General features: G+C 64.1%; 23 protein-coding genes. 7 read left to right on the forward strand and 16 right to left on the reverse strand.

Annotated elements, in window-relative coordinates; translation table 11 throughout:
- Nucleotides 1–20 precede the first annotated feature (20 nt).
- Nucleotides 21–893 carry a thioredoxin gene (trxA, locus tag PT85_RS17105; RefSeq protein WP_027590537.1) on the forward strand — a complete coding sequence of 291 codons (873 nt, stop codon included), beginning with the start codon at nucleotides 21–23 and terminating at the stop codon, nucleotides 891–893.
- 65 nt (nucleotides 894–958) lie between these two features.
- Here the strand turns inward: trxA and PT85_RS17110 are convergent, their stop codons facing one another.
- Nucleotides 959–1,294, reverse strand: coding sequence for a hypothetical protein (locus tag PT85_RS17110; protein ID WP_039560195.1), 336 nt, complete (start codon nucleotides 1,292–1,294; stop codon nucleotides 959–961).
- 146 nt (nucleotides 1,295–1,440) lie between these two features.
- On the opposite strand from PT85_RS17110, the gene PT85_RS17115 reads away from it, so the two are divergent.
- The 5 genes from PT85_RS17115 (at nucleotide 1,441) to PT85_RS17135 (ending at nucleotide 5,365) form a co-directional block, all read left to right on the forward strand.
- Entirely contained in the window at nucleotides 1,441–2,022 is a 582-nt protein-coding gene (locus PT85_RS17115; protein WP_039607329.1) for a DUF2796 domain-containing protein, read from the forward strand.
- A gap of 17 nt (nucleotides 2,023–2,039) precedes the next feature.
- Nucleotides 2,040–2,735 carry an ATP-binding cassette domain-containing protein gene (locus tag PT85_RS17120; RefSeq protein WP_139182073.1) on the forward strand — a complete coding sequence of 232 codons (696 nt, stop codon included), beginning with the start codon at nucleotides 2,040–2,042 and terminating at the stop codon, nucleotides 2,733–2,735.
- Between the two features lies 1 nt (nucleotide 2,736).
- Nucleotides 2,737–4,002 (forward strand): ABC transporter permease, encoded by a 1,266-nt coding sequence (locus PT85_RS17125; protein ID WP_027590533.1) that lies wholly within the window; start codon nucleotides 2,737–2,739, stop codon nucleotides 4,000–4,002.
- 8 nt (nucleotides 4,003–4,010) lie between these two features.
- Nucleotides 4,011–4,535 carry a DUF3299 domain-containing protein gene (locus PT85_RS17130; RefSeq protein ID WP_039607330.1) on the forward strand — a complete coding sequence of 175 codons (525 nt, stop codon included), beginning with the start codon at nucleotides 4,011–4,013 and terminating at the stop codon, nucleotides 4,533–4,535.
- A 149-nt stretch (nucleotides 4,536–4,684) separates the two neighbouring features.
- Complete coding sequence (locus PT85_RS17135; protein ID WP_039560184.1) at nucleotides 4,685–5,365, forward strand: OmpW family outer membrane protein; 681 nt, start codon at nucleotides 4,685–4,687, stop codon at nucleotides 5,363–5,365.
- Between the two features lie 175 nt (nucleotides 5,366–5,540).
- Here the strand turns inward: PT85_RS17135 and PT85_RS17140 are convergent, their stop codons facing one another.
- From PT85_RS17140 to PT85_RS17150, 3 genes are all read right to left on the reverse strand, one after another.
- Entirely contained in the window at nucleotides 5,541–6,431 is an 891-nt protein-coding gene (locus PT85_RS17140; RefSeq protein ID WP_039560185.1) for a sugar nucleotide-binding protein, read from the reverse strand.
- A gap of 194 nt (nucleotides 6,432–6,625) precedes the next feature.
- The gene (gene ssb, locus PT85_RS17145; protein WP_027590529.1) at nucleotides 6,626–7,129 is read right to left on the reverse strand and encodes a single-stranded DNA-binding protein; all 504 of its coding nucleotides are present in this window, start codon (nucleotides 7,127–7,129) and stop codon (nucleotides 6,626–6,628) included.
- A gap of 16 nt (nucleotides 7,130–7,145) precedes the next feature.
- Nucleotides 7,146–8,531 carry an MFS transporter gene (locus tag PT85_RS17150; RefSeq protein WP_039607331.1) on the reverse strand — a complete coding sequence of 462 codons (1,386 nt, stop codon included), beginning with the start codon at nucleotides 8,529–8,531 and terminating at the stop codon, nucleotides 7,146–7,148.
- A 138-nt stretch (nucleotides 8,532–8,669) separates the two neighbouring features.
- On the opposite strand from PT85_RS17150, the gene uvrA reads away from it, so the two are divergent.
- On the forward strand, nucleotides 8,670–11,519 hold the full coding sequence (gene uvrA, locus PT85_RS17155) for an excinuclease ABC subunit UvrA (RefSeq protein WP_039607340.1): 2,850 nt from the start codon (nucleotides 8,670–8,672) through the stop codon (nucleotides 11,517–11,519).
- A gap of 84 nt (nucleotides 11,520–11,603) precedes the next feature.
- Here the strand turns inward: uvrA and PT85_RS17160 are convergent, their stop codons facing one another.
- The 12 genes from PT85_RS17160 to rpsE all read right to left on the reverse strand — a co-directional run bounded on the left by PT85_RS17160 (nucleotide 11,604) and on the right by rpsE (nucleotide 21,040).
- Nucleotides 11,604–13,064, reverse strand: a complete 1,461-nt coding sequence (locus PT85_RS17160; RefSeq protein WP_039607332.1) for a catalase — start codon at nucleotides 13,062–13,064, stop codon at nucleotides 11,604–11,606.
- Nucleotides 13,065–13,199: 135 nt separating this feature from the next.
- On the reverse strand, nucleotides 13,200–15,281 hold the full coding sequence (locus tag PT85_RS17165; protein WP_039607333.1) for a TonB-dependent receptor family protein: 2,082 nt from the start codon (nucleotides 15,279–15,281) through the stop codon (nucleotides 13,200–13,202).
- A 131-nt stretch (nucleotides 15,282–15,412) separates the two neighbouring features.
- Nucleotides 15,413–15,802 (reverse strand): 50S ribosomal protein L17, encoded by a 390-nt coding sequence (gene rplQ, locus PT85_RS17170; protein WP_027590524.1) that lies wholly within the window; start codon nucleotides 15,800–15,802, stop codon nucleotides 15,413–15,415.
- Between the two features lie 46 nt (nucleotides 15,803–15,848).
- Complete coding sequence (locus tag PT85_RS17175) at nucleotides 15,849–16,850, reverse strand: DNA-directed RNA polymerase subunit alpha (protein WP_027590523.1); 1,002 nt, start codon at nucleotides 16,848–16,850, stop codon at nucleotides 15,849–15,851.
- Between the two features lie 22 nt (nucleotides 16,851–16,872).
- Complete coding sequence (gene rpsD / locus PT85_RS17180) at nucleotides 16,873–17,493, reverse strand: 30S ribosomal protein S4 (RefSeq protein WP_027590522.1); 621 nt, start codon at nucleotides 17,491–17,493, stop codon at nucleotides 16,873–16,875.
- A gap of 16 nt (nucleotides 17,494–17,509) precedes the next feature.
- Complete coding sequence (gene rpsK / locus PT85_RS17185) at nucleotides 17,510–17,899, reverse strand: 30S ribosomal protein S11 (protein WP_003093689.1); 390 nt, start codon at nucleotides 17,897–17,899, stop codon at nucleotides 17,510–17,512.
- 18 nt (nucleotides 17,900–17,917) lie between these two features.
- Nucleotides 17,918–18,274 (reverse strand): 30S ribosomal protein S13, encoded by a 357-nt coding sequence (rpsM, locus tag PT85_RS17190; protein ID WP_027590521.1) that lies wholly within the window; start codon nucleotides 18,272–18,274, stop codon nucleotides 17,918–17,920.
- 133 nt (nucleotides 18,275–18,407) lie between these two features.
- A complete protein-coding gene (rpmJ, locus tag PT85_RS17195; RefSeq protein WP_027590520.1) occupies nucleotides 18,408–18,524 on the reverse strand; it encodes a 50S ribosomal protein L36 in 117 nt (38 codons plus the stop codon).
- Between the two features lie 31 nt (nucleotides 18,525–18,555).
- Nucleotides 18,556–19,884: a preprotein translocase subunit SecY gene (secY, locus tag PT85_RS17200; RefSeq protein ID WP_027590519.1), complete on the reverse strand. Its 1,329-nt coding sequence runs from the start codon at nucleotides 19,882–19,884 to the stop codon at nucleotides 18,556–18,558.
- Nucleotides 19,885–20,319 (reverse strand): 50S ribosomal protein L15, encoded by a 435-nt coding sequence (rplO, locus tag PT85_RS17205; RefSeq protein ID WP_027590518.1) that lies wholly within the window; start codon nucleotides 20,317–20,319, stop codon nucleotides 19,885–19,887.
- A 2-nt stretch (nucleotides 20,320–20,321) separates the two neighbouring features.
- Nucleotides 20,322–20,501: a 50S ribosomal protein L30 gene (gene rpmD / locus PT85_RS17210; RefSeq protein WP_027590517.1), complete on the reverse strand. Its 180-nt coding sequence runs from the start codon at nucleotides 20,499–20,501 to the stop codon at nucleotides 20,322–20,324.
- 2 nt (nucleotides 20,502–20,503) lie between these two features.
- The gene (rpsE, locus tag PT85_RS17215; RefSeq protein WP_037008931.1) at nucleotides 20,504–21,040 is read right to left on the reverse strand and encodes a 30S ribosomal protein S5; all 537 of its coding nucleotides are present in this window, start codon (nucleotides 21,038–21,040) and stop codon (nucleotides 20,504–20,506) included.

Consider the following 21,040-nt stretch of genomic DNA (forward strand, 5'->3'; position numbering starts at 1 on the left):
AACATCCCCCGAGAGAGCCCATGAGCGCGACTCCGTACATCTTCGATGCCACCGATGCCAGCTTCGAACAACTGGTAATCGAGAACTCCTTTCACAAACCGGTGCTGGTGGACTTCTGGGCCGAATGGTGTTCGCCCTGCAAGGCGCTGATGCCGGTGCTGGCGAAGATCGCCGAGGACTACCAGGGCGAGCTGCTGCTGGCCAAGGTGAATTGCGATATCGAACAGGGCGTGGTGATGCGCCTGGGCATTCGCAGCCTGCCGACCGTGGTGCTGTTCAAGGACGGACAGCCGGTGGACGGTTTCGCCGGCGCGCAGCCGGAATCGGCCATCCGTGCCATGCTCGAGCCCCACGTGCAGCTGCCGGCCGCTCCCGAGGCCGATCTGCTGGACAGCGCCCGGGCGGCCTTTGCCGAGGGCCGCATCGGCGAAGCGGAAGCGCTGCTCAAGCAACTGCTTAGCGAGGACAATCAGAACGCACCGGCGCTGATCCTGTATGCCCGCTGCCTGGCCGAGCGCGGCGAGCTGGGCGAGGCCGAGACGGTGCTCAACGCCGTCCCGGCCGGCGACGACCACAAGCAGGCCCTGGCCGGCGCCCGCGCCCAGCTGACCTTCCTGCGCCAGGCAGCCGACCTGCCGGAGGTCGCCTTGCTCAAGTCACGCCTGGCACGGGATGCCAGCGACGACGAGGCGGCCTACCAACTGGCCGTCCAGCAACTGGCCCGCCAGCAGTACGAGCCGGCGCTCGACGGATTGCTGACGTTGTTCATGCGCAGCCGACACTATGCCGATGGCCTGCCGCACAAGACCCTGTTGCAGGTATTCGACCTGCTGGGCAGCGATCACCCGCTGGTGACCCAGTACCGCCGCCGCTTGTATCAGGCGCTGTACTGAGGCGCTGGGCGATTCGGAAGGGGCTGCAGCCATGACGCGCGGTACCACCAACGCCACACCGCGCCTCAGCCGACCCAGCGATAAAGAGGCGCACCGCCCACCGGTTCGACTTTCACCTGGGCGCAGTGGCGCAAACGCACCAGCAGCCGCTTGCCGGCCTGGGGGCTGCCGGCAAGCGCGGCCAGTTGATCCAGCAACTGCGGCCCGGAGAGCTCCCCGGCTTGGCGTAACAGCGCACGGGCTCCCTCCCAGTGCCCATCCCAAGCGTCGACGACCGGCTTCGGCGCGGTGCTCGGAGCGGTTTGCGCAGCGGCGTCACGCAGGTTCTGCCAATCCTCGCTGCCCAGTTCGATCTCCAGCTCCACGGGGAGGTCGCCGATGCGACCGCGTACTCGAATCATGCCTGTGTCCTTGAATGTCAGCCGTGCTTCAAACGCGACCTGCGAAGCGGTGGTCAGCACAGCGGGAAATTGGTTATAAGGTAACAAGAATTCCGTAAACGCCAGCAGTGCTGGCATCGTCTGCACATTCCGTTCTGGGAGGTTTCATGCATTACCTTCTGTTTACCTTCGCCCTGCTGCTGAGCGGCGCCACCCTGGCGAACGAACATCGCAGCCACGAGCACGACAGCCTGGACGCGCATGTTCATGGCGAAGCGCAGCTGGATGTCGCGCTGGAGGGCAAGCTGCTGGAGTTGCAACTGCACAGTCCAGCCATGAACCTGGCGGGCTTCGAGCGAGCCCCCGCCAATGCACGTGAACAGGCACGCCTGAACGCGGTGCGGGACTTTCTGACCCAGCCGGAAAAGGTCTTTATGCTAGCCCCCGAGGCCGGTTGCGCGCTCGAGCGGGAGGCCGTAAGCAGCGAGCTGTTCGGCGTGGCCGCCGGCGACGAGGACCACCTGGCCCTGCATGACGAAGCCTCCGAAGCCGAGCCTGCCGACGATCACCATGACATCCATGCCTATTACCAGTTCACCTGCGCCAAGCCCCAGGCCCTGCGCTCGATTGACCTGCGTAATCTGTTCCGTCAGTACCCGGGACTGCATGAACTGGACGTTCAACTGATCGGCCCCCGCGGGCAGAAAGGCCAGACCCTGAACGCTCGCAATCCGATACTGCAGTTCTGAACGTGACGACCGATCCCTTGCTCGACATTGTCCAGCTGGGCTTCGCCTGGCCCGGCCAGCCGGAGCTGCTGGACATCCCCGTTTTCCAGCTTTCTCGCGGCGAAAGCCTGTTCCTGCGAGGCCCGTCCGGCAGCGGCAAGACCACTCTGCTCGGCCTGCTCGGCGGCGTGCAGTTGCCTGGGCGTGGCCAAGTGCGACTGCTGGGGCAAGACCTGGCCAGCCTCGGATCAGCCGCCCGGGATCGCTTCCGGGTCGATCACACCGGCTATGTCTTCCAGCAGTTCAATCTGCTGCCCTTTCTGTCGGTCGCGGAGAACGTCGCCCTGCCCTGCCGTTTTTCTGGCCTGCGCCAGCGCCGAGCCCATGAGCGACACGGCAGCGTCGCCGCTGCGATCGAGCGCCTGCTGGGTGATCTGGGACTGCCTGCCGAGCTGCGTCAGCAGCCGGCGTCGTCGTTATCCATTGGCCAGCAACAGCGGGTCGCCGCCGCCCGCGCGCTGATCGGCCAGCCCGAGCTGGTGATCGCCGACGAGCCCACCTCGGCCCTGGATGCGGACAGTCGCGAGGCGTTCCTGCGCCTGCTGTTCGCCGAGTGCCAGGCGGCCGGGTCCAGCCTGCTGTTCGTCAGCCACGACCAGAGCCTGGCGCCGCTGTTCGATCGCGCCCTGTCACTGGCGGACCTGAACCGCGCCGCACCCCGCACGGGAGTCTGATATGCCTCTGCTTCGCCTGGCCCTGGCCAGCCTGGCCAACCGCCGCTCCACCGTGCTGCTGACCGTGTTTGCCATTGGCCTGTCGGTCTGCCTGCTGCTCACCGTGGAGCGCACCCGGCACGAAGTGCGCGCCAGCTTCGCCAGCACTGTAAGTGGCACCGACCTGATCGTCGGCGCGCGCTCCGGGGCGGTGAACCTGCTGCTCTATTCGGTGTTCCGCATCGGCAACGCCACCAACAACATCCGCTGGGAAAGCTTCCAGCACTTTGCCGAGCATCCCCGGGTGAAATGGGCGATCCCCTTGTCGCTGGGCGACTCGCACCGGGGCTTCCGCGTGCTGGGCACCAGCGAGGCCTATTTCGAGCACTTCCGGCACGGCCGGCAGCAGGCCCTGCAACTAGCCGAAGGACGGCCGTTCGGCAGCGAGCCTTTCGAAGTGGTACTGGGTGCGGAAGTGGCCAGCAGCCTCGGCTATCGGCTGGATCAGGAGATCGTGCTGGCCCATGGCGTGGCCCGGGTGAGTCTCACCCACCATGACGACAAACCGTTTCGCATTGTTGGGATTCTCAAACGCACCGGCACACCGGTGGACCGCACCCTGCACGTGCCGCTGCAGGGCATCGAAGCCCTGCACGTGGACTGGAGGAACGGCATGCCGGCGCGCGGCGCCGGACGCGTGAGTGCCGAGCAGGCGCGCCAGCTCGATTTGCAGCCCAGGCAGATCACCGCTTTCCTGGTCGGCCTGCACAGCCGGGTGAGCACCTTCGCCCTGCAGCGGGAGATCAACCAGTACGGCGGCGAACCGCTGCTGGCGATCCTGCCCGGCGTCGCCTTGCAGGAACTGTGGAGCCTGATGGGCGTTGCCGAGCAGGCACTGTTCGTGGTGTCGCTGTTCGTGGTGCTGATCGGCCTGGTCGGTATGCTCACCGCCATTCTCTCCAGCCTCAACGAGCGGCGCCGGGAAATGGCCATCCTGCGCTCTGTGGGCGCGCGGCCGTGGCATATCGCCGGCCTGCTGGTAATGGAGGCCGGCGCTCTGACCCTAGCCGGCATCCTGCTCGGGCTGGCACTGCTTTACCTCGGCCTGTTCCTGGCACAGCCACCGTTGCAGAGCCATTTCGGCCTGTACCTGCCGCTCACGCCACCCGGCGTCTATGAATGGGGACTGCTGGGCGCTATCTTCGCCACCGCCCTGCTGATGGGCGCCCTGCCAGCCTGGCGCGCCTATCGCCAGTCACTGGCCGATGGCCTGTCGATCCGACTATGAGGTTCTCCATGCTGCGTCGCCTGCTTGTCCTGCTGTTCGTGGTTTCCCTGCCGCTGCAGGCAGCCCAGGTACGGGTACTGGGCTGGAACGATCTGGTACCGGCCGACGCGCCGCCACCGGTCTTCCCCGAACTGCCGATGCACGACCTGGCCGAGCTGGGCGATGTGCTGATGGGCGAAGCCGAGGCGACCACCAGCATGCCCCAGGCCACCGGTCAGCCGGTGGTGCAGGCGCTGGATGGCCAGCGGGTGCGCCTGCCGGGCTATATCGTGCCGCTGGACATGAACGAGCGCGGGCGCGTTACCGAGTTCCTGCTGGTACCGTTCTATGGCGCCTGCATCCATGTGCCACCGCCGCCCTCCAACCAGATCGTGCATGCGGTCAGCGAGCTGGGCGTTCCGATCCAGGAACTCTGGCAGCCGTTCTGGATCGAGGGTCCCATGCAGGTGGAGGCCGTCAGCAGCGAATTGGCCGAAGCGGGGTATCGCATTCAGGCGCAGAAGATCTATGCCTATGAGGAAGGGGACCTGTAGCCCCCCCCTCCCCCACAGAAAGGCACATTGATAGCAGGGACAAGCTGTCGCAGGTACGACACACCGACTATTGCGCCAGATCAAAAATCGCGAAAAACCCCAGGCGCACCATGGTTGCCACTAAACACGACAATCCATGGAGTTACCCCATGCGCAAGACTCTGTTCGCCGCTTCCGCCCTGGCCCTGGCCATTGCTGCTCCGCTCGCTCACGCCCACAAGGCCGGTGACATCATCGTTCGCGCCGGTGCGGTGACCGTGGATCCGCGAGAAGAGAGCAGCGGGATCAAACTGGGCGCGGCCGACCTCGGCGGCAAAGCAACCCTGGACAGCAATACCCAGCTGGGCCTGAACTTCGCCTACATGGTCTCCGACAAGGTGGGTATCGAACTGCTGGCCGCCACGCCCTTCACCCACACCGTCGGGGTGGCTGGTTCGCCGGCCGGCCTGGATGCGCTCAACGGCGAGCTGGCCGAAATCAGCCACCTGCCGCCGACCCTGAGCGCCGTGGTCTATCCCATGAACAGCAATTCCGCCTTCCAGCCCTACCTCGGCGTGGGTATCAACTACACCGTGTTCTTCGACGAGGAAGTCACCAGCAGCGCCAAGACCAAGGGCTTCCAAAACCTGTCCCTCGACAGCTCCTGGGGCCTGGCTTACCAGGTCGGCGCGGACTTCATGCTGAGCGATAACCTGATGATCAACGCCCAGGTGCGCTACATCGATATCGACACCACCGGCAAGACCACCCTGGCCGGCGTCGGTCGCCTGAATGTCGACGTCGATGTCGACCCGATGGTCTACATGGTCGGCCTGGGCTACAAGTTCTAAGCCACTTGCCACCTGAGAACGCCCCGCCCAGCGGGGCGTTCTCGTTTATGGATCGTTACACACCACACCGCTCTACAGAGTCGTGGTGCCCGCGAGGGCAGGAGCGATACCCCGCGGTGGGAGTCCGCTTCGCTGGCCGGCGTAACGCCAGCCCCGAGACTTCGCAGAAATCCGTTCAGCTCGCCCCGTGGCGGAAATAGCGGTCCAGCAGCGCCGGCAGGCCCGCCCGCCAGGCGCGTGGCTTGACGCCATAGGTGTTGAGGATCTTCTTGCAGGCCAGTACCCCATGCTGGGGCTCCGCCGCTGCGTCGGCGCAGGCCGCGTGGGCCAGCGGGATGATCTCGGCCGGCGGCAGGGTGCGCAGGTTGCGCGCCTCGGCGACCATGCACTGCCCCAGCGCCAGCACGGTGGTGGCCTCCTGGGCGCCGTAGTGGTAGGTGCCCCAGAGCGGCGCGGCGCAGTCGAGCTGCTTGAGGATCGCCAGGATCACCCGCGCCACGTCGTCCACCGGGCAGGGATTGCCGCGTCGGTCATCGGCCAGCTCCAGCGGTTCGCCGGTTTCCAGGCGGCGCAGGAAGCGACCGAGCACGCCATCGCGACTGTCGTCGAGGATCCAGCCGGTGCGCAGGATCACATGGCGCGGGCACAGCGCGCGTACCACCTGCTCCATGTCCAGCAAGGCCTGGCCCAGGGGGCCGAGTGGCTGCGGCTCGTCCGCTTCGCCATAGGCGGTCACCCGGGCACCGTCGAAGACACGATAACTGGACGGCTGCAGCAGGATGATGCCGTGGTACTGGCAAAGCTCTGCCAGACGTTCGACGGTTTCCTTTTGCGCGGCCAGCCGTGATTCGTCCACTTTGCTGTTCTGGAACCAGTCGTAATAGAAGGCCAGGTTCACCACCGCGTCGGGGCGGGTATCGTCGAGCAACTGGGTTAGGCTGGCGGCATCCCAGCTGGCACCCGGAGGGCGCGGGGCGAGAAAGCCGATGTCTTCCTCGGCGCCCTTGGCGATCAGCGATTGCCCCAGCGCGCTGCCGCCGCCGAGCAACATCAGGCGCATGCGCATGGAATCGACTCGCTATGGGAAGAATGACTGAATAACTGCATGGTGGCCGGAATAAGGATCAGGTTGAACGGCACGCGATGCGGGCGATGACCTTCGGCATTCTGCGGGTTTGCTATCGGATCGTCACTAGCGATCTTGCGTCCTGAAAGCAAAAAGCGCAGCCGAGGCTGCGCTTTTTGTCTGTGACGCACTTCTCAGAACGGAATATCGTCATCGAAGCTGTCGTAATCGGGCGCCGGTTGCGCCGGTGCCTGCTGCGGAGCCTGGCGGGCAGCCGGAGCCTGCTGCTGCGGCTCGCGCTGCGGGCGGGCCGGACGCTGGGCATAGTCGCCACCGCCTTCGGCGTTGCCACCACGGCCGCCGAGCAGTTGCATGGTGCCGCCCATATCTACCACGATCTCGGTGGTGTAGCGGTCCTGGCCCTGCTGATCCTGCCACTTGCGGGTCTGCAGGCGACCTTCGATGTAGCACTGCGAGCCCTTGCGCAGGTATTCGCCGGCGATTTCGGCAACCTTGCCGAACAGCACCACGCGGTGCCATTCGGTACGTTCCTGCAGTTGGCCGGTCTGCTTGTCCTTCCAGCTGTCAGTGGTGGCCAGGGTGATGTTGGTCACCGCGTTGCCGTTGGGCAGGTAGCGGGTTTCCGGATCTCCACCCACGTTGCCGATCAGAATGACTTTGTTAACCCCACGGGCCATGACGCTTCTCCCAGGTTCAGCACGCCGGCGCCGGGTCGATCAGACGCTCGAGCGACGCGCGGTCCAGTTGTTCGGTATCCACTTTGATGTACAGGGCGGCTTCCTCAGCCACCACCATGACGTCTGCCACGCCCGGCACCGCCAGCAGGCGCGCGGTCAGCCCGGTATCGGCCAGCGCCGCGCGCGACAGCGACAGGCGCAGGCTGGTGACATAGGGAGGCTCGCGCATGGTAGCAGCAATTGCCAGCCAGATCGCGCACAGCAGCGCACAGCCGATGAAAACCGCACCCAGTCCGCCCTGCTCCAGCAGCCAGCCGCCGAAGATGCCGCCCAGCGCCGCGCCGAGGAACTGGCTGGTGGAATACACCCCCATCGCCGTGCCCTTGCCGGCCGCCGGCGAGACCTTGCTGACCAGCGAGGGCAACGACGCCTCCAGCAGGTTGAAGGCCATGAAGAACAGGATGGCGCCGATCACCAGCGCGGTCAGACTGTGGCCCAGCTGCCAGAAATACAGCTCGCAGACCAGCAGCAACGCCACCGCGCCGAGCAGCACGCGCTTCATCTGGCGCTTCTTCTCGCCATAGATGATGAACGGCACCATGGCGAAGAAACCCACCAGCATGGCCACCAGGTATACCCACCAGTGCTCGTCGCGCGGCAAACCGGCCTGTTCGACCAGCGTCAGCGGCAGCGCCACGAAGCTGGCCATGAGGATCGCGTGCAGCACCAGGATGCCCACATCCAGGCGCAGCAGCTCGCCATGGCGCAGGATGCTGCCCAGCGCCTGGCGGGCCACGCCGGATTCGCGATGGCGCAGCGTAGCGCTGGCCTTGGGTACCATGCCCGCCACGATGACCATGCCGAAGAGCGCCATGCCGGCGGTGATCCAGAACAGGCCGGACAGGCCGAAGGCCCGGGTGACCAGCGGCCCGGCCACCATGGCCAGGGCAAAGGACACGCCGATGCTCATGCCGATCAGCGCCATGGCCTTGGTGCGATGCTGCTCGCGGGTCAGGTCGGAGAGCAGGGCCATCACGGCAGCGGAAATCGCCCCGGCGCCCTGCAGCACCCGCCCGGCGATCACGCCCCAGATGGAGTCGGCATTGGCGGCCAGTGCCGAGCCGGCGGCAAAAATCAGCAGACCGGCATAGATCACCGGGCGCCGACCGATGCGGTCCGACAGCACGCCGAAGGGAATCTGCAGCAGCGCCTGGGTCAGGCCGTAGGCACCAATGGCCAGGCCGATCAGCGCCGGCGTGCTGCCGGCCAGCTCCTGACCATAGGTGGCCAGCACCGGCAGGACCATGAACATGCCGAGCATGCGGAAGGCGAAGACCATGGCCAGCCCGCCGGCGGCCCGGGTCTCGGCAGGGGACATGCGTTCGCTGGATGAATCGTGCATGAACGAACAAGCCTCGTGAAAAGGGCCGCAGATTCTAGCAGGACGACACCGGCTTGGACGGATAAGCGCGCTTGTGACGCGCCTTTCTCCTGCCCGTATACTTCCGCCTTTCCGCCCGCCATGCGAGGCCCGCTGTACGTGGACCAGATCCTGATCCGTGGGGCGCGTACCCACAACCTGAAGAACATCGACCTGACCCTGCCGCGCGACAAGCTGATCGTCATCACCGGCCTGTCCGGCTCCGGCAAGTCCTCCCTGGCCTTCGACACCCTGTACGCCGAGGGCCAGCGCCGCTACGTGGAATCGCTGTCCGCCTATGCCCGGCAGTTCCTTTCGATGATGGAAAAGCCCGACGTGGACACCATCGAGGGCCTGTCGCCGGCGATTTCCATCGAGCAGAAGTCCACCTCGCACAACCCACGCTCCACGGTGGGCACTATCACCGAGATCTACGACTACCTGCGTTTGCTCTACGCGCGGGTCGGCACGCCGCGCTGCCCGGATCACGACATTCCGCTGGAGGCGCAGACCGTCAGCCAGATGGTCGACCAGGTGCTGGGCCTGCCCGAGGGCAGCCGCCTGATGCTGCTGGCACCGGTGATCCGCGAGCGCAAGGGCGAGCACCTGGCGGTGTTCGACGAGCTGCGCGCCCAGGGCTTCGTGCGCGCTCGGGTCAACGGCCGGCTCTACGAGCTGGACGAGCTGCCGGCGCTGGAAAAGCAGAAGAAGCACACCATCGAGGTGGTGGTGGACCGCTTCAAGGTGCGCGCCGACCTGCAGCAGCGCCTGGCCGAATCCTTCGAGACCGCGCTGAAGCTGGCCGACGGCATCGCCCTGGTGGCGCCGATGGACGAAGACGCCACGCAGGAGGAGCTGATCTTCTCCGCGCGCTTCGCCTGTCCGGTATGCGGCCACTCGATCAGCGAGCTGGAGCCCAAGCTGTTCTCGTTCAACAACCCGGCCGGCGCCTGCGGCACCTGCGATGGCTTGGGCGTCAAACAGTTCTTTGATGCCCGCCGGGTAGTGACCGGCAACCTGAGCCTGGCCGCCGGGGCGATTCGCGGCTGGGATCGACGCAACATCTATTACTTCCAGATGCTTGGCTCGCTGGCCGCGCATTATGGATTCGACCTGGATGCGCCGTTCGACAGCCTGAGCGCCGAGAACCAGAAACGCATCCTCTACGGCAGCGGCAAGGAAAGCATCGCCTTCCGCTACCTGAACGACCGCGGCGACATCGTCAGCCGCTCGCATCCCTTCGAGGGCATCCTCAACAACCTGGAACGCCGCTACCGGGAGACCAGTTCCGACAGCGTGCGCGAGGAACTGGCCAAGTACCTGGGCACCCAGCCCTGCCCGGACTGCCTGGGCACCCGCCTGCGCCGCGAGGCGCGGCACGTCTGGGTGGGCGAGAAGACGCTACCCGGGGTGACCGGCCTGCCGGTGGGCGACGCTTGCGACTACTTCGCCGGCCTCAGCCTGCCCGGCCAGCGCGGCGAGATCGCCGCCAAGATCCTCAAGGAAATCCGCGAGCGCCTGCAGTTCCTGGTCAACGTCGGCCTCGACTACCTGACCCTGGACCGCAGCGCCGAGACGCTGTCCGGGGGCGAGGCGCAGCGCATCCGCCTGGCCAGCCAGATCGGCGCCGGCCTGGTGGGCGTCATGTACATCCTCGACGAACCGTCCATCGGCCTGCACCAGCGCGACAACGAGCGCCTGCTGGGCACCCTCACCCACCTGCGCAACCTGGGCAACACGGTGATCGTGGTGGAGCATGACGAGGACGCCATTCGCCTGGCCGACTACGTGGTGGACATAGGCCCCGGCGCCGGCGTGCATGGTGGGCGCATCGTCGCCGAAGGCACGCCCGACGAGATCATGGCGCATGCGGATTCGCTGACCGGCAAGTACCTGTCCGGCCGTGAGTGCATCCGCTATCCGGCCAAGCGCACCCCTCGAGACAAGAAGAAGCAGCTCATCCTCAAGGGCGCGCGCGGCAACAACCTGCGTAACGTCACCCTGGAGATACCGGTCGGTCTGCTGACCTGCGTCACCGGGGTGTCCGGCTCAGGCAAGTCGACGTTGATCAACAACACCCTGCACCCGATCACCGCCACGGCGCTGAACGGGGCCACCAGCCTGGAAGTGGCGGCCTACGACAGCTTCGACGGCCTGCAGCACCTGGACAAGGTGGTGGATATTGACCAGAGCCCGATCGGCCGGACGCCGCGCTCCAACCCGGCGACCTACACCGGGCTGTTCACACCGATCCGCGAGCTGTTCTCCGGCGTGCCGGAAGCGCGCGCCCGCGGCTATGGTCCGGGGCGGTTCTCCTTCAACGTCAAGGGTGGGCGCTGCGAGGCCTGCCAGGGTGATGGCGTGCTCAAGGTGGAAATGCACTTCCTGCCGGACATCTATGTGGCCTGCGACGTGTGCAAAGGCAAGCGCTACAACCGCGAAACCCTGGAAGTGAAGTACAAGGGCAAGAACATCTATGAAGTGCTGGAGATGACCATCGAGGAAGCGCGTGAGTTCTTCGACCCGGTGCCAGCCGTGGCGCGCAAGCTGCAGACGCTGATCGACGTCGGTCTGACCTACATCAAGCTCGGCCAGAGTGCCACCACGCTGTCCGGCGGCGAGGCCCAGCGGGTCAAGCTGGCGCGCGAGTTGTCCAAGCGCGACACCGGCAAGACCCTGTACATCCTCGACGAGCCCACCACCGGCCTGCACTTCGCCGACATCCAGCAATTGTTGGACGTGCTGCACCGGCTGCGCGACCACGGCAACACCGTGGTGGTGATCGAGCACAACCTGGATGTGATCAAGACCGCCGACTGGCTGGTCGACCTGGGCCCCGAAGGTGGCTCGCGGGGCGGCCAGATCATCGCCACCGGCACGCCGGAGCAGGTCGCCGCCAATCCGGCGTCCCACACCGGGCGCTTCCTCAAGCCCCTGCTGGAGCGCGACGCACAACCGCTCGGCGCCTGAGGTTGCCGATACGTCGCCCGTCAGGCGTATCCTGAAAACAAAAAAGCCCGCAGCATGCTGCGGGCTTGTTTTTTCCGGCCTCGATCAGACCAGGGCTTCCTCCACGGGAATCTCCAGCGCCTTGGCGATACCGCTGCCGTAGGCCGGGTCGGCCAGGTAGCAGTGGCGGATGTGGCGCAGCTTGATGTGCCGCTCCACCCCGTTCATGGCCCGGGCGGTGTTGCCGAACAGACGCTCCTGCGCGTCGCTGTCCATCAGACGGAACAGGTCGCCGGCCTGGGTGAAGTAATCGCTGTCGTCCTCGCGGTAATCGTAGCGATCGGCCGCACCAGAGAGCGCCATCGGCGGCTCGCTGAAGTCCCGCTGCTCCTTCCACTCGCCATAGCTGTTCGGCTCGTAGTGCAAACGGCTGCCGTGGTTGCCGTCCACGCGCATGGCGCCGTCGCGATGGTAGCTGTGGAACGGGCAGCGCGGCGCGTTGACCGGGATCTGGTGGTGGTTGACCCCCAGGCGGTAACGCTGGGCATCGCCGTAGGAGAACAGACGACCCTGCAGCATGCGGTCCGGCGAGAAGCCGATGCCGGGCACCACGTTGGCCGGGGTGAAGGCGGCCTGTTCCACGTCCTGGAAGTAGTTGTCCGGGTTGCGGTTCAGCTCGAAGTAACCGACCTCGATCAGCGGGTAGTCCTTCTTCGACCACACCTTGGTCAGGTCGAACGGGTGGAAGCGGTAGGTCGCCGCGTCGGCCTCCGGCATGATCTGCACGTACAGCGTCCAGCGCGGGTAGTCGCCCCGCTCAATCGCCTCGTAGAGATCGCGCTGCCCGCTCTCGCGGTCATTGGCGACGATCGCCGCCGCCTCGGCATCGGTCAGGTTCTTGATGCCCTGCTGGGTCTTGAAGTGGAACTTGACCCAGTAGCGCTCGTTCTGCGCATTGATGAAGCTGTAGGTGTGCGAGCCGAAACCGTGCATGTGCCGATAGGAGGCCGGAATGCCGCGGTCGCCCATCACGTAGGTCACCTGGTGCAGCGCTTCGGGCAGGCCGGTCCAGAAGTCCCAGTTGTTGTTGGCGCTGCGCATGTTGGTGCGCGGGTCGCGCTTCACGGCGTGGTTGAGGTCGGGGAACTTCAGCGGGTCGCGGAAGAAGAACACCGGCGTGTTGTTGCCCACCAGGTCCCAGTTGCCTTCCTCGGTGTAGAACTTCAGCGCGAAGCCGCGGATATCACGTTCGGCATCTGCCGCGCCCCGCTCACCGGCCACGGTGGAGAAACGGGCGAACATCGGGGTCTGCTTGCCGATCTGCGAGAACACCTTGGCGCGGGTATAGCGAGTGATGTCGTGGGTGATGGTCAGCGTGCCGAAGGCTCCGGAGCCCTTGGCGTGCATGCGCCGCTCCGGAATCACCTCGCGGTCGAAATGGGCAAGCTTTTCCAGGAACCAGACGTCCTGCAGCAGCATCGGCCCTCGCGGGCCCGCGGTCATGACATTCTGGTTCTCGGCTACGGGGGCACCGGCGGCGGTCGTGAGTTTCGGCTTGTCGGTCATCGTCTGGATCCCTCTGGTTTCTTCTCTGTGGAACTGGCAAGCCAGTTCGTTGAAGCGACTATACGTAGCCGCTTCGATAGAAACCCATGACATGACTCAAAGCATTCAATTGAGAAAAACTAACGAAGCATGCGGTCAGTCTTCCCCGAACCGATACTCCAGGCTCAGCCCTGCGTACCAGGTGCGCCCGGCGCCGGGTTCGTAATAGCGGGCGTTGCCGTCGCCGATGATCACCGAACCGATGTACTCGCGCCCCGCGAGATTGTCGATCCGCAGCGTCTCGCGCAGTATCCACGCCCTGTGTCGCTGCTCGAACTGCACATAGCTGCTGAACAGCGCATACCCCGGCGCCGCGCGATCACGGTTCAGATCATGGACCTCCATGGCGCTGCGCGCGGCCGCCTCCAGCCCCAGCTCCACATCATCGCGTGGCTGCCAGGCCAGCGTCGCGGAAAAACTGTGCTCCGCTATGCCGGGTAGCCGGTTGTCGCTCGCAATGACCTGCCCCTGACTGCTGAAGCGTTTGCTGTACCGCGCATCCAGCCAGGTGTAGGCCAGGCGCGCCTGCAGATAATCCCCCAACGGCTGTTCCAGCCCGATCTCAAACCCGCGTCGTCGCGTTTGGGCCGCGTTCTGGTAGGCCGTGCGACCACCACTTGCCGCAGCCACCACCAACTCATTGTCGGTCCGGATATTAAACCAGGCGGCCTGCAGGCGGCCGTGGCCGGGCAAGGCCGCACGCAGACCCAGCTCGTGCTGCTCGCTGGTGGCCGGACGCAGACCAAAGCCGAAACGACCATCCTCGCCCGAGTACGCCAGCTCACCCAGGGTCGGCGTTTCGAAGCCTTTAGACCAGCCGGCATAGGCCGTCAGCCCAAAGGGGAGCGCATAACCGGCGCCGACGCTGGGGGTGAGTTCGCGGTACGTAACCGCGCCGCTGTCATCGCCGTTTCCGGCGACCACGTAGTGATCGTCCACTTCGAACGCCACTTCGTTGTGGCGCAGACCCACCTGGACATTCAGCTGCTCTCCGTGCCAGGCCAGCTGCAGGTACGGCGCCAGGCTGCGTATCTCGTCTCGCTCATCTCGCCGCAAGGTACCCCGCACGCCCAGCAGATCACCGACAAAATTCTCGTAACCCTGGCGATCATCCACCGATACGTCGTAATCCAGGCCGCCGGTAAGGATCAGCTCGCCGGGCCCAACCAGCCATGGCTGGATCCAGCGGCTATGCAACCCGTAGTAATCGCGCTCGAAATCGACCACGCCACCAGCCTGCGTCGCACTGGCCTGCTGCACCACTCGGGGGATCGACAGGAACTGCACGACGCGGCGTTTTCCGCCGTACAGCGTGGTCTGCCATTGCGCAGTCCAAAGATCTTGCTGGTAGTTGATGCCCACCTGCTGCTGGTCAACGGACTTTCGCGTGTTGTACAGCAGCGTATTGGCCGAGTTGCTACGTGGGTCCCGCCGATAGGCTGCCCAATCGAGCCCCTGCGGATCCTGGGTGTCGTCCTGCTGCAGATCGCTGTAGATCAAGGCCAGCCGGCGGTCCGCCGGCGTGACAGTCAGCTTGGCGAAGCGCTTGTCGACGCGCGCCGAGCTGTGATGGCGGAAGCCATCCAGATCGAGACTGGACTGGTTGAACACGAGGCCGCCCCAGTCCGTGCCAGACTCCACGCCCACGTGATGCCGCCGCGTACCCCAGCGTCCGAAGGTACTGCCTGCCAGAAGGCGTGGGTCGCCCGTGCCGTCGCGGGAGAACAGCTGGATCACCCCGCCCGAGTTGCTGCCATACACACTGGCGAAGGGACCACGCAGGACTTCGATGTGATCGAGGGTATCCAGATCGAAACTCGAAGCCTGCCCCTGGCCGTCGGGGATACTTGCCGGTATCCCGTCGCTGAGCAGCTTCACACCGCGGATCCCGAAGGCCGAACGTGCCCCGAAGCCGCGGATCGACAGCTGCGGTTCCTGCGCGAGGTTATGGCGCTGTTGAACGCTGAGACCCGGTACGCCCTGCAATGCTTCCGACAAGTCGATGCCCGGGTGGCCCTGGCGGGCATCGCCAAGGTCGATCCGCTCGACCGAGAAAGGCTGGGTATCCACCGGCGCTTCAAAACGCGTCCCGCTGATCACCATGGGGGCAACTTCAACGGCGGCCAGGGCGGGGGAACTGGTGAGTACAAGCAGAACGGCGGAAGCGGCTCTGGGCATCCATTCTCCAAGGCAGGTGCAATGATGTGGCGCGCTGTCAGCGTAGCCGCAAGGAGACCACAGATGGCCATTCGGTTTCGCACAGGCGAAAAAAAACCGGGCCAGGGCCCGGTTTCTTTCTGGATCACGACTTACTCAGCCGCGGCTTCCACGGTACCAGCGACCGGACGGTCAACCAGTTCAACGTAAGCCATCGGGGCGTTGTCGCCAGCGCGGAAACCGCACTTCAGGATGCGCAGGTAGCCGCCCTGACGGGTGGCGTAGCGCTTGCCCAGGTCGTTGAACAGCTTGCCTACTGCAGCCTTGGAGCGGGTGCGGTCGAAAGCCAGACGACGGTTGGCGACGGTGTCTTCCTTGGCCAGGGTGATCAGCGGCTCGGCAACGCGGCGCAGTTCCTTGGCTTTCGGCAGGGTGGTCTTGATCAGTTCGTGCTCGAACAGCGACACCGCCATGTTCTGGAACATGGCCTTGCGGTGGGCGCTGGTGCGGCTCAGGTGACGGCCACTTTTACGATGACGCATGATTGAAATTCCTTACCAAACGTGAAAGTTCGGTGACTGGGGACGATCAGGCGGTGGCCTTATCGTCCTTCTTCAGACTTGCCGGCGGCCAGTTATCGAGGCGCATACCGAGGGACAGACCACGAGAAGCCAGAACGTCCTTGATTTCGGTCAGGGACTTCTTGCCCAGGTTCGGCGTCTTCAACAGCTCGACCTCGGTGCGCTGGATCAGGTCACCGATGTAGTAGATGTTTTCTGCCTTGAGGCAGTTGGCCGAACGGACGGTCAGCTCCAGGTCGTCAACCGGGCGCAGCAGGATCGGATCGATCTCGTCTTCCTGCTCCACCACCACCGGCTCCGCATCACCCTTCAGATCGACGAACGCGGCCAGCTGCTGCTGCAGGATGGTCGCGGCGCGACGGATGGATTCCTCGGGATCGAGGGTGCCGTTGGTTTCCAGGTCGATGACCAGCTTGTCCAGGTTGGTACGCTGCTCGACGCGGGCGTTTTCCACCACGTAAGCGATACGACGGACCGGGCTGAAGGAAGCGTCAAGCTGCAGACGACCAATGCTGCGGCTTTCGTCTTCGTCGCTCTGGCGGGCATCGGCCGGGACGTAACCACGACCGCGCGCCACCTTGAGCTTCATGTTCAGGGAACCGTTGTCCGCCAGATGAGCGATCACGTGGTCGCCGTTGACGATTTCGACATCGTGATCCAGCTGAATATCGGCGGCGGTGACCACGCCCGGGCCCTTCTTGGAAAGGCTCAGCGTTACTTCATCGCGGCCGTGCAGCTTGATAGCCAGGCCCTTCAGGTTCAGGAGGATCTCGATGACATCTTCCTGAACGCCTTCGATGGCGCTGTACTCGTGGAGCACGCCATCAATCTCGGCCTCGACCACTGCACAGCCAGGCATGGAGGACAACAGGATGCGACGCAGCGCGTTGCCCAAGGTATGGCCAAAGCCACGCTCGAGAGGCTCGAGCGTGATCTTGGCGCGGGTCGGACTGACCGCCTGAACGTCAATATGACGCGGGGTCAGGAACTCATTTACCGAACTCTGCATGGATGCACCTATTTTCTAGCCCTTACTTGGAGTAGAGCTCGACAATCAGGTTTTCGTTGATGTCGGCGGACAGGTCAGAACGGGCCGGAACGCTCTTGAACACGCCCGACTTCTTCTCTGCGTCTACTTCAAGCCATTCGGCACGGCCACGCTGAGCCGCCAGCTCGAGAGCTTGGGCAATACGCAGCTGGTTCTTGGACTTCTCGCGAACAGCAACCACGTCACCGGCTTTCACCTGGTAGGACGGGATGTTCACGGTCTGACCGTTGACGGTGATGGACTTGTGCGACACCAGCTGACGGGATTCGGCGCGGGTGGCACCAAAGCCCATGCGGTAGACGACGTTGTCCAGACGGCACTCGAGCAGTTGCAGCAGGTTTTCGCCGGTAGCGCCCTTGCGACGGGCAGCTTCCTTGTAATAACCGCTGAACTGACGCTCGAGAACGCCGTAGATGCGACGCACTTTCTGCTTTTCACGCAGCTGGGTGCCGTAATCGGACAGACGACCGCGACGCAGGCCGTGCTGGCCGGGAGCCTGTTCGGCCTTGCACTTGGAGTCCAGTGCGCGAGCACCGCTCTTCAGGAACAGGTCGGTGCCTTCACGGCGAGACAGTTTGCATTTGGGACCAATGTAACGAGCCATTTCTCACTGTCTCCTATTACACGCGACGCTTCTTCGGCGGACGGCACCCGTTGTGCGGGATGGGCGTCACGTCGGTGATGCTGGCGATCTTGTAACCGCAGGCGTTCAGTGCGCGGACTGCGGATTCGCGGCCCGGGCCCGGGCCCTTGACGTTCACATCGAGGTTCTTCAGACCGTACTCCAGCGCAGCCTGGCCGGCGCGCTCGGCAGCCACCTGGGCAGCGAACGGAGTGGACTTACGGGAACCACGGAAACCGGAACCACCGGAGGTGGCCCAGGACAACGCGTTGCCCTGACGGTCAGTGATGGTCACGATGGTGTTGTTGAAAGAAGCGTGGATGTGGGCGATGCCATCAACCACCGTCTTTTTGACCTTCTTGCGAGGACGAGCAGCAGGTTTTGCCATGATCAAATTCCTAAGCGATTACTTGCGGATCGGCTTACGCGGGCCCTTACGGGTACGCGCGTTGGTCTTGGTACGCTGACCGTGTACCGGCAGACCGCGACGATGGCGCAGACCGCGGTAGCAACCGAGGTCCATCAGACGCTTGATGTTCATGTTGATCTCACGGCGCAGGTCACCTTCAGTGGTGAGCTTGGCGACTTCGCCGCGGAGCTGCTCGAGCTGCTCGTCGGAGAGATCCTTGATCTTCACCGCCGGATTCACGCCGGTGGTGGCACAGATTTGCTGTGCAGTGGTGCGACCAACACCGTAGATGTAGGTCAGCGAGATAACAGTGTGCTTGTTATCTGGAATGTTGACGCCTGCAATACGGGCCATTCAGTGTGGACTCCAATTGACAGCTACCGACGCCCCGGAAGCCAAGAAATAGGGCGCGCGATATTAGCGCTGTAATAGCAAATGTTCAACCCGGCAGCACACTAGCTGCCGGGCTATTGACGCTGGATCACAATCAGCCTTGGCGCTGCTTGTGGCGCGGCTCCGCCTTGCAGATCACGCGCACGACGCCGTCGCGACGCACGATCTTGCAGTTACGGCACAGCTTCTTGACCGATGCACGAACTTTCATCAGTAACTCCTAGAACCTTACGGCAACCAGGTCAGCGGAGCATGCCGCTGCCATAGCCCTTCAGGTTGGCTTTCTTCATCAGGGAATCGTACTGGTGCGAGACGAGATGGGACTGGACTTGAGACATAAAGTCCATGACCACCACGACCACGATCAGCAGCGAGGTCCCGCCAAGGTAGAACGGCACGTTGGCGGCCACCACCAGGAACTGGGGCAGCAGACACACAGCCGTCATGTACAGAGCACCGAACATGGTCAAGCGGGTCAGGACGCCATCGATGTAGCGCGCCGACTGCTCACCCGGACGGATACCCGGGATAAAGGCACCAGACTTCTTCAGGTTCTCCGCTACGTCCTTCGGATTGAACATCAGCGCCGTATAGAAGAAGCAGAAGAAGATGATCCCTGCACTAAACAGCAAGATGTTCAGCGGCTGGCCCGGAGCGATCGACTGAGAAACATCCTGCAGCCAGCCCATGCTCTCGGACTGACCGAACCACTGACCCAGCGAAGCCGGGAACAACAGGATGCTGCTGGCGAAGATGGCCGGAATAACGCCCGCCATGTTCACCTTCAACGGCAGGTGGCTGGTCTGCGCGGCGAAGACCTTGCGGCCCTGCTGACGCTTGGCGTAGTGCACCGCAATACGGCGCTGGCCACGCTCGATGAACACCACGAAACCGATGATCAGTACGGCCAGCAGGCCGATGACCAGCAGAGCGAAGATGTTGATGTCGCCCTGCCGAGCCGACTCGAACGACTGACCGATGGCCGACGGCAAGCCCGCCACGATGCCGGCGAAGATCAACATGGAGATGCCGTTGCCGACACCCCGCTCGGTGATCTGTTCGCCGAGCCACATCATGAACATGGCGCCAGCTACGAACGTGGTGATGGCCACGAAGTAGAAGCCGAAGTCGGTCGCGAAAGCCACACCCTGGCTCGCCAGGCCAACGGACATGCCAATGGCTTGCACGATGGCCAGCACCAGGGTGCCGTAGCGGGTGTACTGGCTGATCTTGCGACGGCCAGATTCACCTTCCTTCTTCAACTGCTCCAGCTGCGGGCTGACAGCGGTCATCAGCTGCATGATGATCGACGCCGAGATGTACGGCATGATCCCCAGCGCAAAGATGCTCATCCGCTCCAGCGCACCGCCGGAAAACATGTTGAACAGGCTAAGAATGGTCCCCTCATTCTGACGGAAGAGCTCCGCCAGACGGTCAGGATTGATCCCGGGAACCGGGATATGCGCACCAATTCGGTAGACGATGATCGCCAGGAACAGGAAGCGCAGCCGAGCCCACAGCTCGGACAACCCGCCGTTGCTTAGCGCAGAGAGAGCACCTTGCTTAGCCATTTAGTCCTCGATCTTACCGCCAGCTGCTTCGATAGCCGCACGCGCACCCTTGGTGGCGGCGATGCCCTTCAGGGTAACAGCGCGACCAACCTCGCCGGACAGCATGACTTTGACACGCTGCACGTTCTGGTTGATGACGTTGGCATCCTTCAGCGCCTGCAGAGTCACGACGTCACCTTCCACCTTGGCCAGCTCGGAAGTACGCACTTCAGCGCGATCCAGGGCCTTCAGGGAGACGAAGCCGAACTTCGGCAGACGACGGTGCAGCGGCTGCTGGCCACCCTCGAAACCGGGAGCGATGGTGCCGCCGGTACGGGAGGTCTGGCCCTTGTGGCCGCGACCACCGGTCTTGCCCAGGCCGCTACCGATACCACGACCGGGGCGGTGCTTTTCGCGACGGGCGCCGGGCGCGGAGCGCAGATCATTCAGTTTCATGGTTAGCCCTCCACACGCAGCAGATAGTAGGCCTTGTTGATCATGCCGCGGTTTTCAGGAGTGTCCTGGATCTCGACGGTATGACCGATGCGACGCAGACCGAGGCCCTTGACGCACGCCTTGTGGTTGGCCAGGCGGCCGTTCACGCTCTTGACGAGGGTGACTTTGACAGTGTTAGCCATGGTTAGAGGATCTCCTCGACACTCTTGCCACGCTTGGCTGCAACGCTGGCCGGAGCCTGCATGGCCTTCAGACCCTTGAAGGTGGCCTGAACCACGTTCACCGGGTTGGTGGAGCCATAGCACTTGGCCAGGACGTTCTGCACGCCCGCGACTTCCAGGATGGCGCGCATGGCACCACCCGCGATCACACCGGTACCTTCGGAGGCCGGCTGCATGTACACCTTGGAGGCGCCATGAGCAGACTTCAGCGGGTACTGCAGGGTGGTGCCGTTCAGGTCGACCTGGATCATGTTGCGGCGAGCCGCTTCCATGGCCTTCTGAATGGCGGCCGGTACTTCGCGGGACTTGCCGCGACCGAAACCGACACGACCCTTGCCATCACCAACAACGGTCAGCGCGGTGAAGGTGAAGATGCGGCCACCCTTAACGGTCTTGGCAACGCGGTTCACCTGAACCAGCTTCTCGATGTAGCCTTCGTCGCGTGCTTCTTCGCGGTTGTCGCGGTTGTCGCGATCGCGCTTTTGCTCGTGATTTGCCAT

This window comes from Pseudomonas flexibilis, from assembly GCF_000806415.1.
GTDB lineage: Bacteria > Pseudomonadota > Gammaproteobacteria > Pseudomonadales > Pseudomonadaceae > Serpens > Serpens flexibilis.

Bases quoted from the DNA above. Each gene is read 5' to 3' on its own strand.
- rpmJ (WP_027590520.1), bottom strand. From the start codon at position 18,524: ATGAAAGTTCGTGCATCGGTCAAGAAGCTGTGCCGTAACTGCAAGATC.
- PT85_RS17115 (WP_039607329.1), top strand. From the start codon at position 1,441: ATGCATTACCTTCTGTTTACCTTCGCCCTGCTGCTGAGCGGCGCCACC.
- ssb (WP_027590529.1), bottom strand. From the start codon at position 7,129: ATGGCCCGTGGGGTTAACAAAGTCATTCTGATCGGCAACGTGGGTGGA.
- PT85_RS17125 (WP_027590533.1), top strand. From the start codon at position 2,737: ATGCCTCTGCTTCGCCTGGCCCTGGCCAGCCTGGCCAACCGCCGCTCC.
- PT85_RS17130 (WP_039607330.1), top strand. From the start codon at position 4,011: ATGCTGCGTCGCCTGCTTGTCCTGCTGTTCGTGGTTTCCCTGCCGCTG.
- rplO (WP_027590518.1), bottom strand. From the start codon at position 20,319: ATGAAACTGAATGATCTGCGCTCCGCGCCCGGCGCCCGTCGCGAAAAG.
- PT85_RS17150 (WP_039607331.1), bottom strand. From the start codon at position 8,531: ATGCACGATTCATCCAGCGAACGCATGTCCCCTGCCGAGACCCGGGCC.
- PT85_RS17140 (WP_039560185.1), bottom strand. From the start codon at position 6,431: ATGCGCATGCGCCTGATGTTGCTCGGCGGCGGCAGCGCGCTGGGGCAA.
- rpsM (WP_027590521.1), bottom strand. From the start codon at position 18,274: ATGGCCCGTATTGCAGGCGTCAACATTCCAGATAACAAGCACACTGTT.
- rpsD (WP_027590522.1), bottom strand. From the start codon at position 17,493: ATGGCTCGTTACATTGGTCCCAAATGCAAACTGTCTCGCCGTGAAGGC.
- rpsE (WP_037008931.1), bottom strand. From the start codon at position 21,040: ATGGCAAATCACGAGCAAAAGCGCGATCGCGACAACCGCGACAACCGC.
- rpmD (WP_027590517.1), bottom strand. From the start codon at position 20,501: ATGGCTAACACTGTCAAAGTCACCCTCGTCAAGAGCGTGAACGGCCGC.
- secY (WP_027590519.1), bottom strand. From the start codon at position 19,884: ATGGCTAAGCAAGGTGCTCTCTCTGCGCTAAGCAACGGCGGGTTGTCC.
- PT85_RS17110 (WP_039560195.1), bottom strand. From the start codon at position 1,294: ATGATTCGAGTACGCGGTCGCATCGGCGACCTCCCCGTGGAGCTGGAG.
- rpsK (WP_003093689.1), bottom strand. From the start codon at position 17,899: ATGGCAAAACCTGCTGCTCGTCCTCGCAAGAAGGTCAAAAAGACGGTG.
- PT85_RS17135 (WP_039560184.1), top strand. From the start codon at position 4,685: ATGCGCAAGACTCTGTTCGCCGCTTCCGCCCTGGCCCTGGCCATTGCT.
- PT85_RS17175 (WP_027590523.1), bottom strand. From the start codon at position 16,850: ATGCAGAGTTCGGTAAATGAGTTCCTGACCCCGCGTCATATTGACGTT.
- PT85_RS17165 (WP_039607333.1), bottom strand. From the start codon at position 15,281: ATGCCCAGAGCCGCTTCCGCCGTTCTGCTTGTACTCACCAGTTCCCCC.
- rplQ (WP_027590524.1), bottom strand. From the start codon at position 15,802: ATGCGTCATCGTAAAAGTGGCCGTCACCTGAGCCGCACCAGCGCCCAC.
- PT85_RS17160 (WP_039607332.1), bottom strand. From the start codon at position 13,064: ATGACCGACAAGCCGAAACTCACGACCGCCGCCGGTGCCCCCGTAGCC.
- trxA (WP_027590537.1), top strand. From the start codon at position 21: ATGAGCGCGACTCCGTACATCTTCGATGCCACCGATGCCAGCTTCGAA.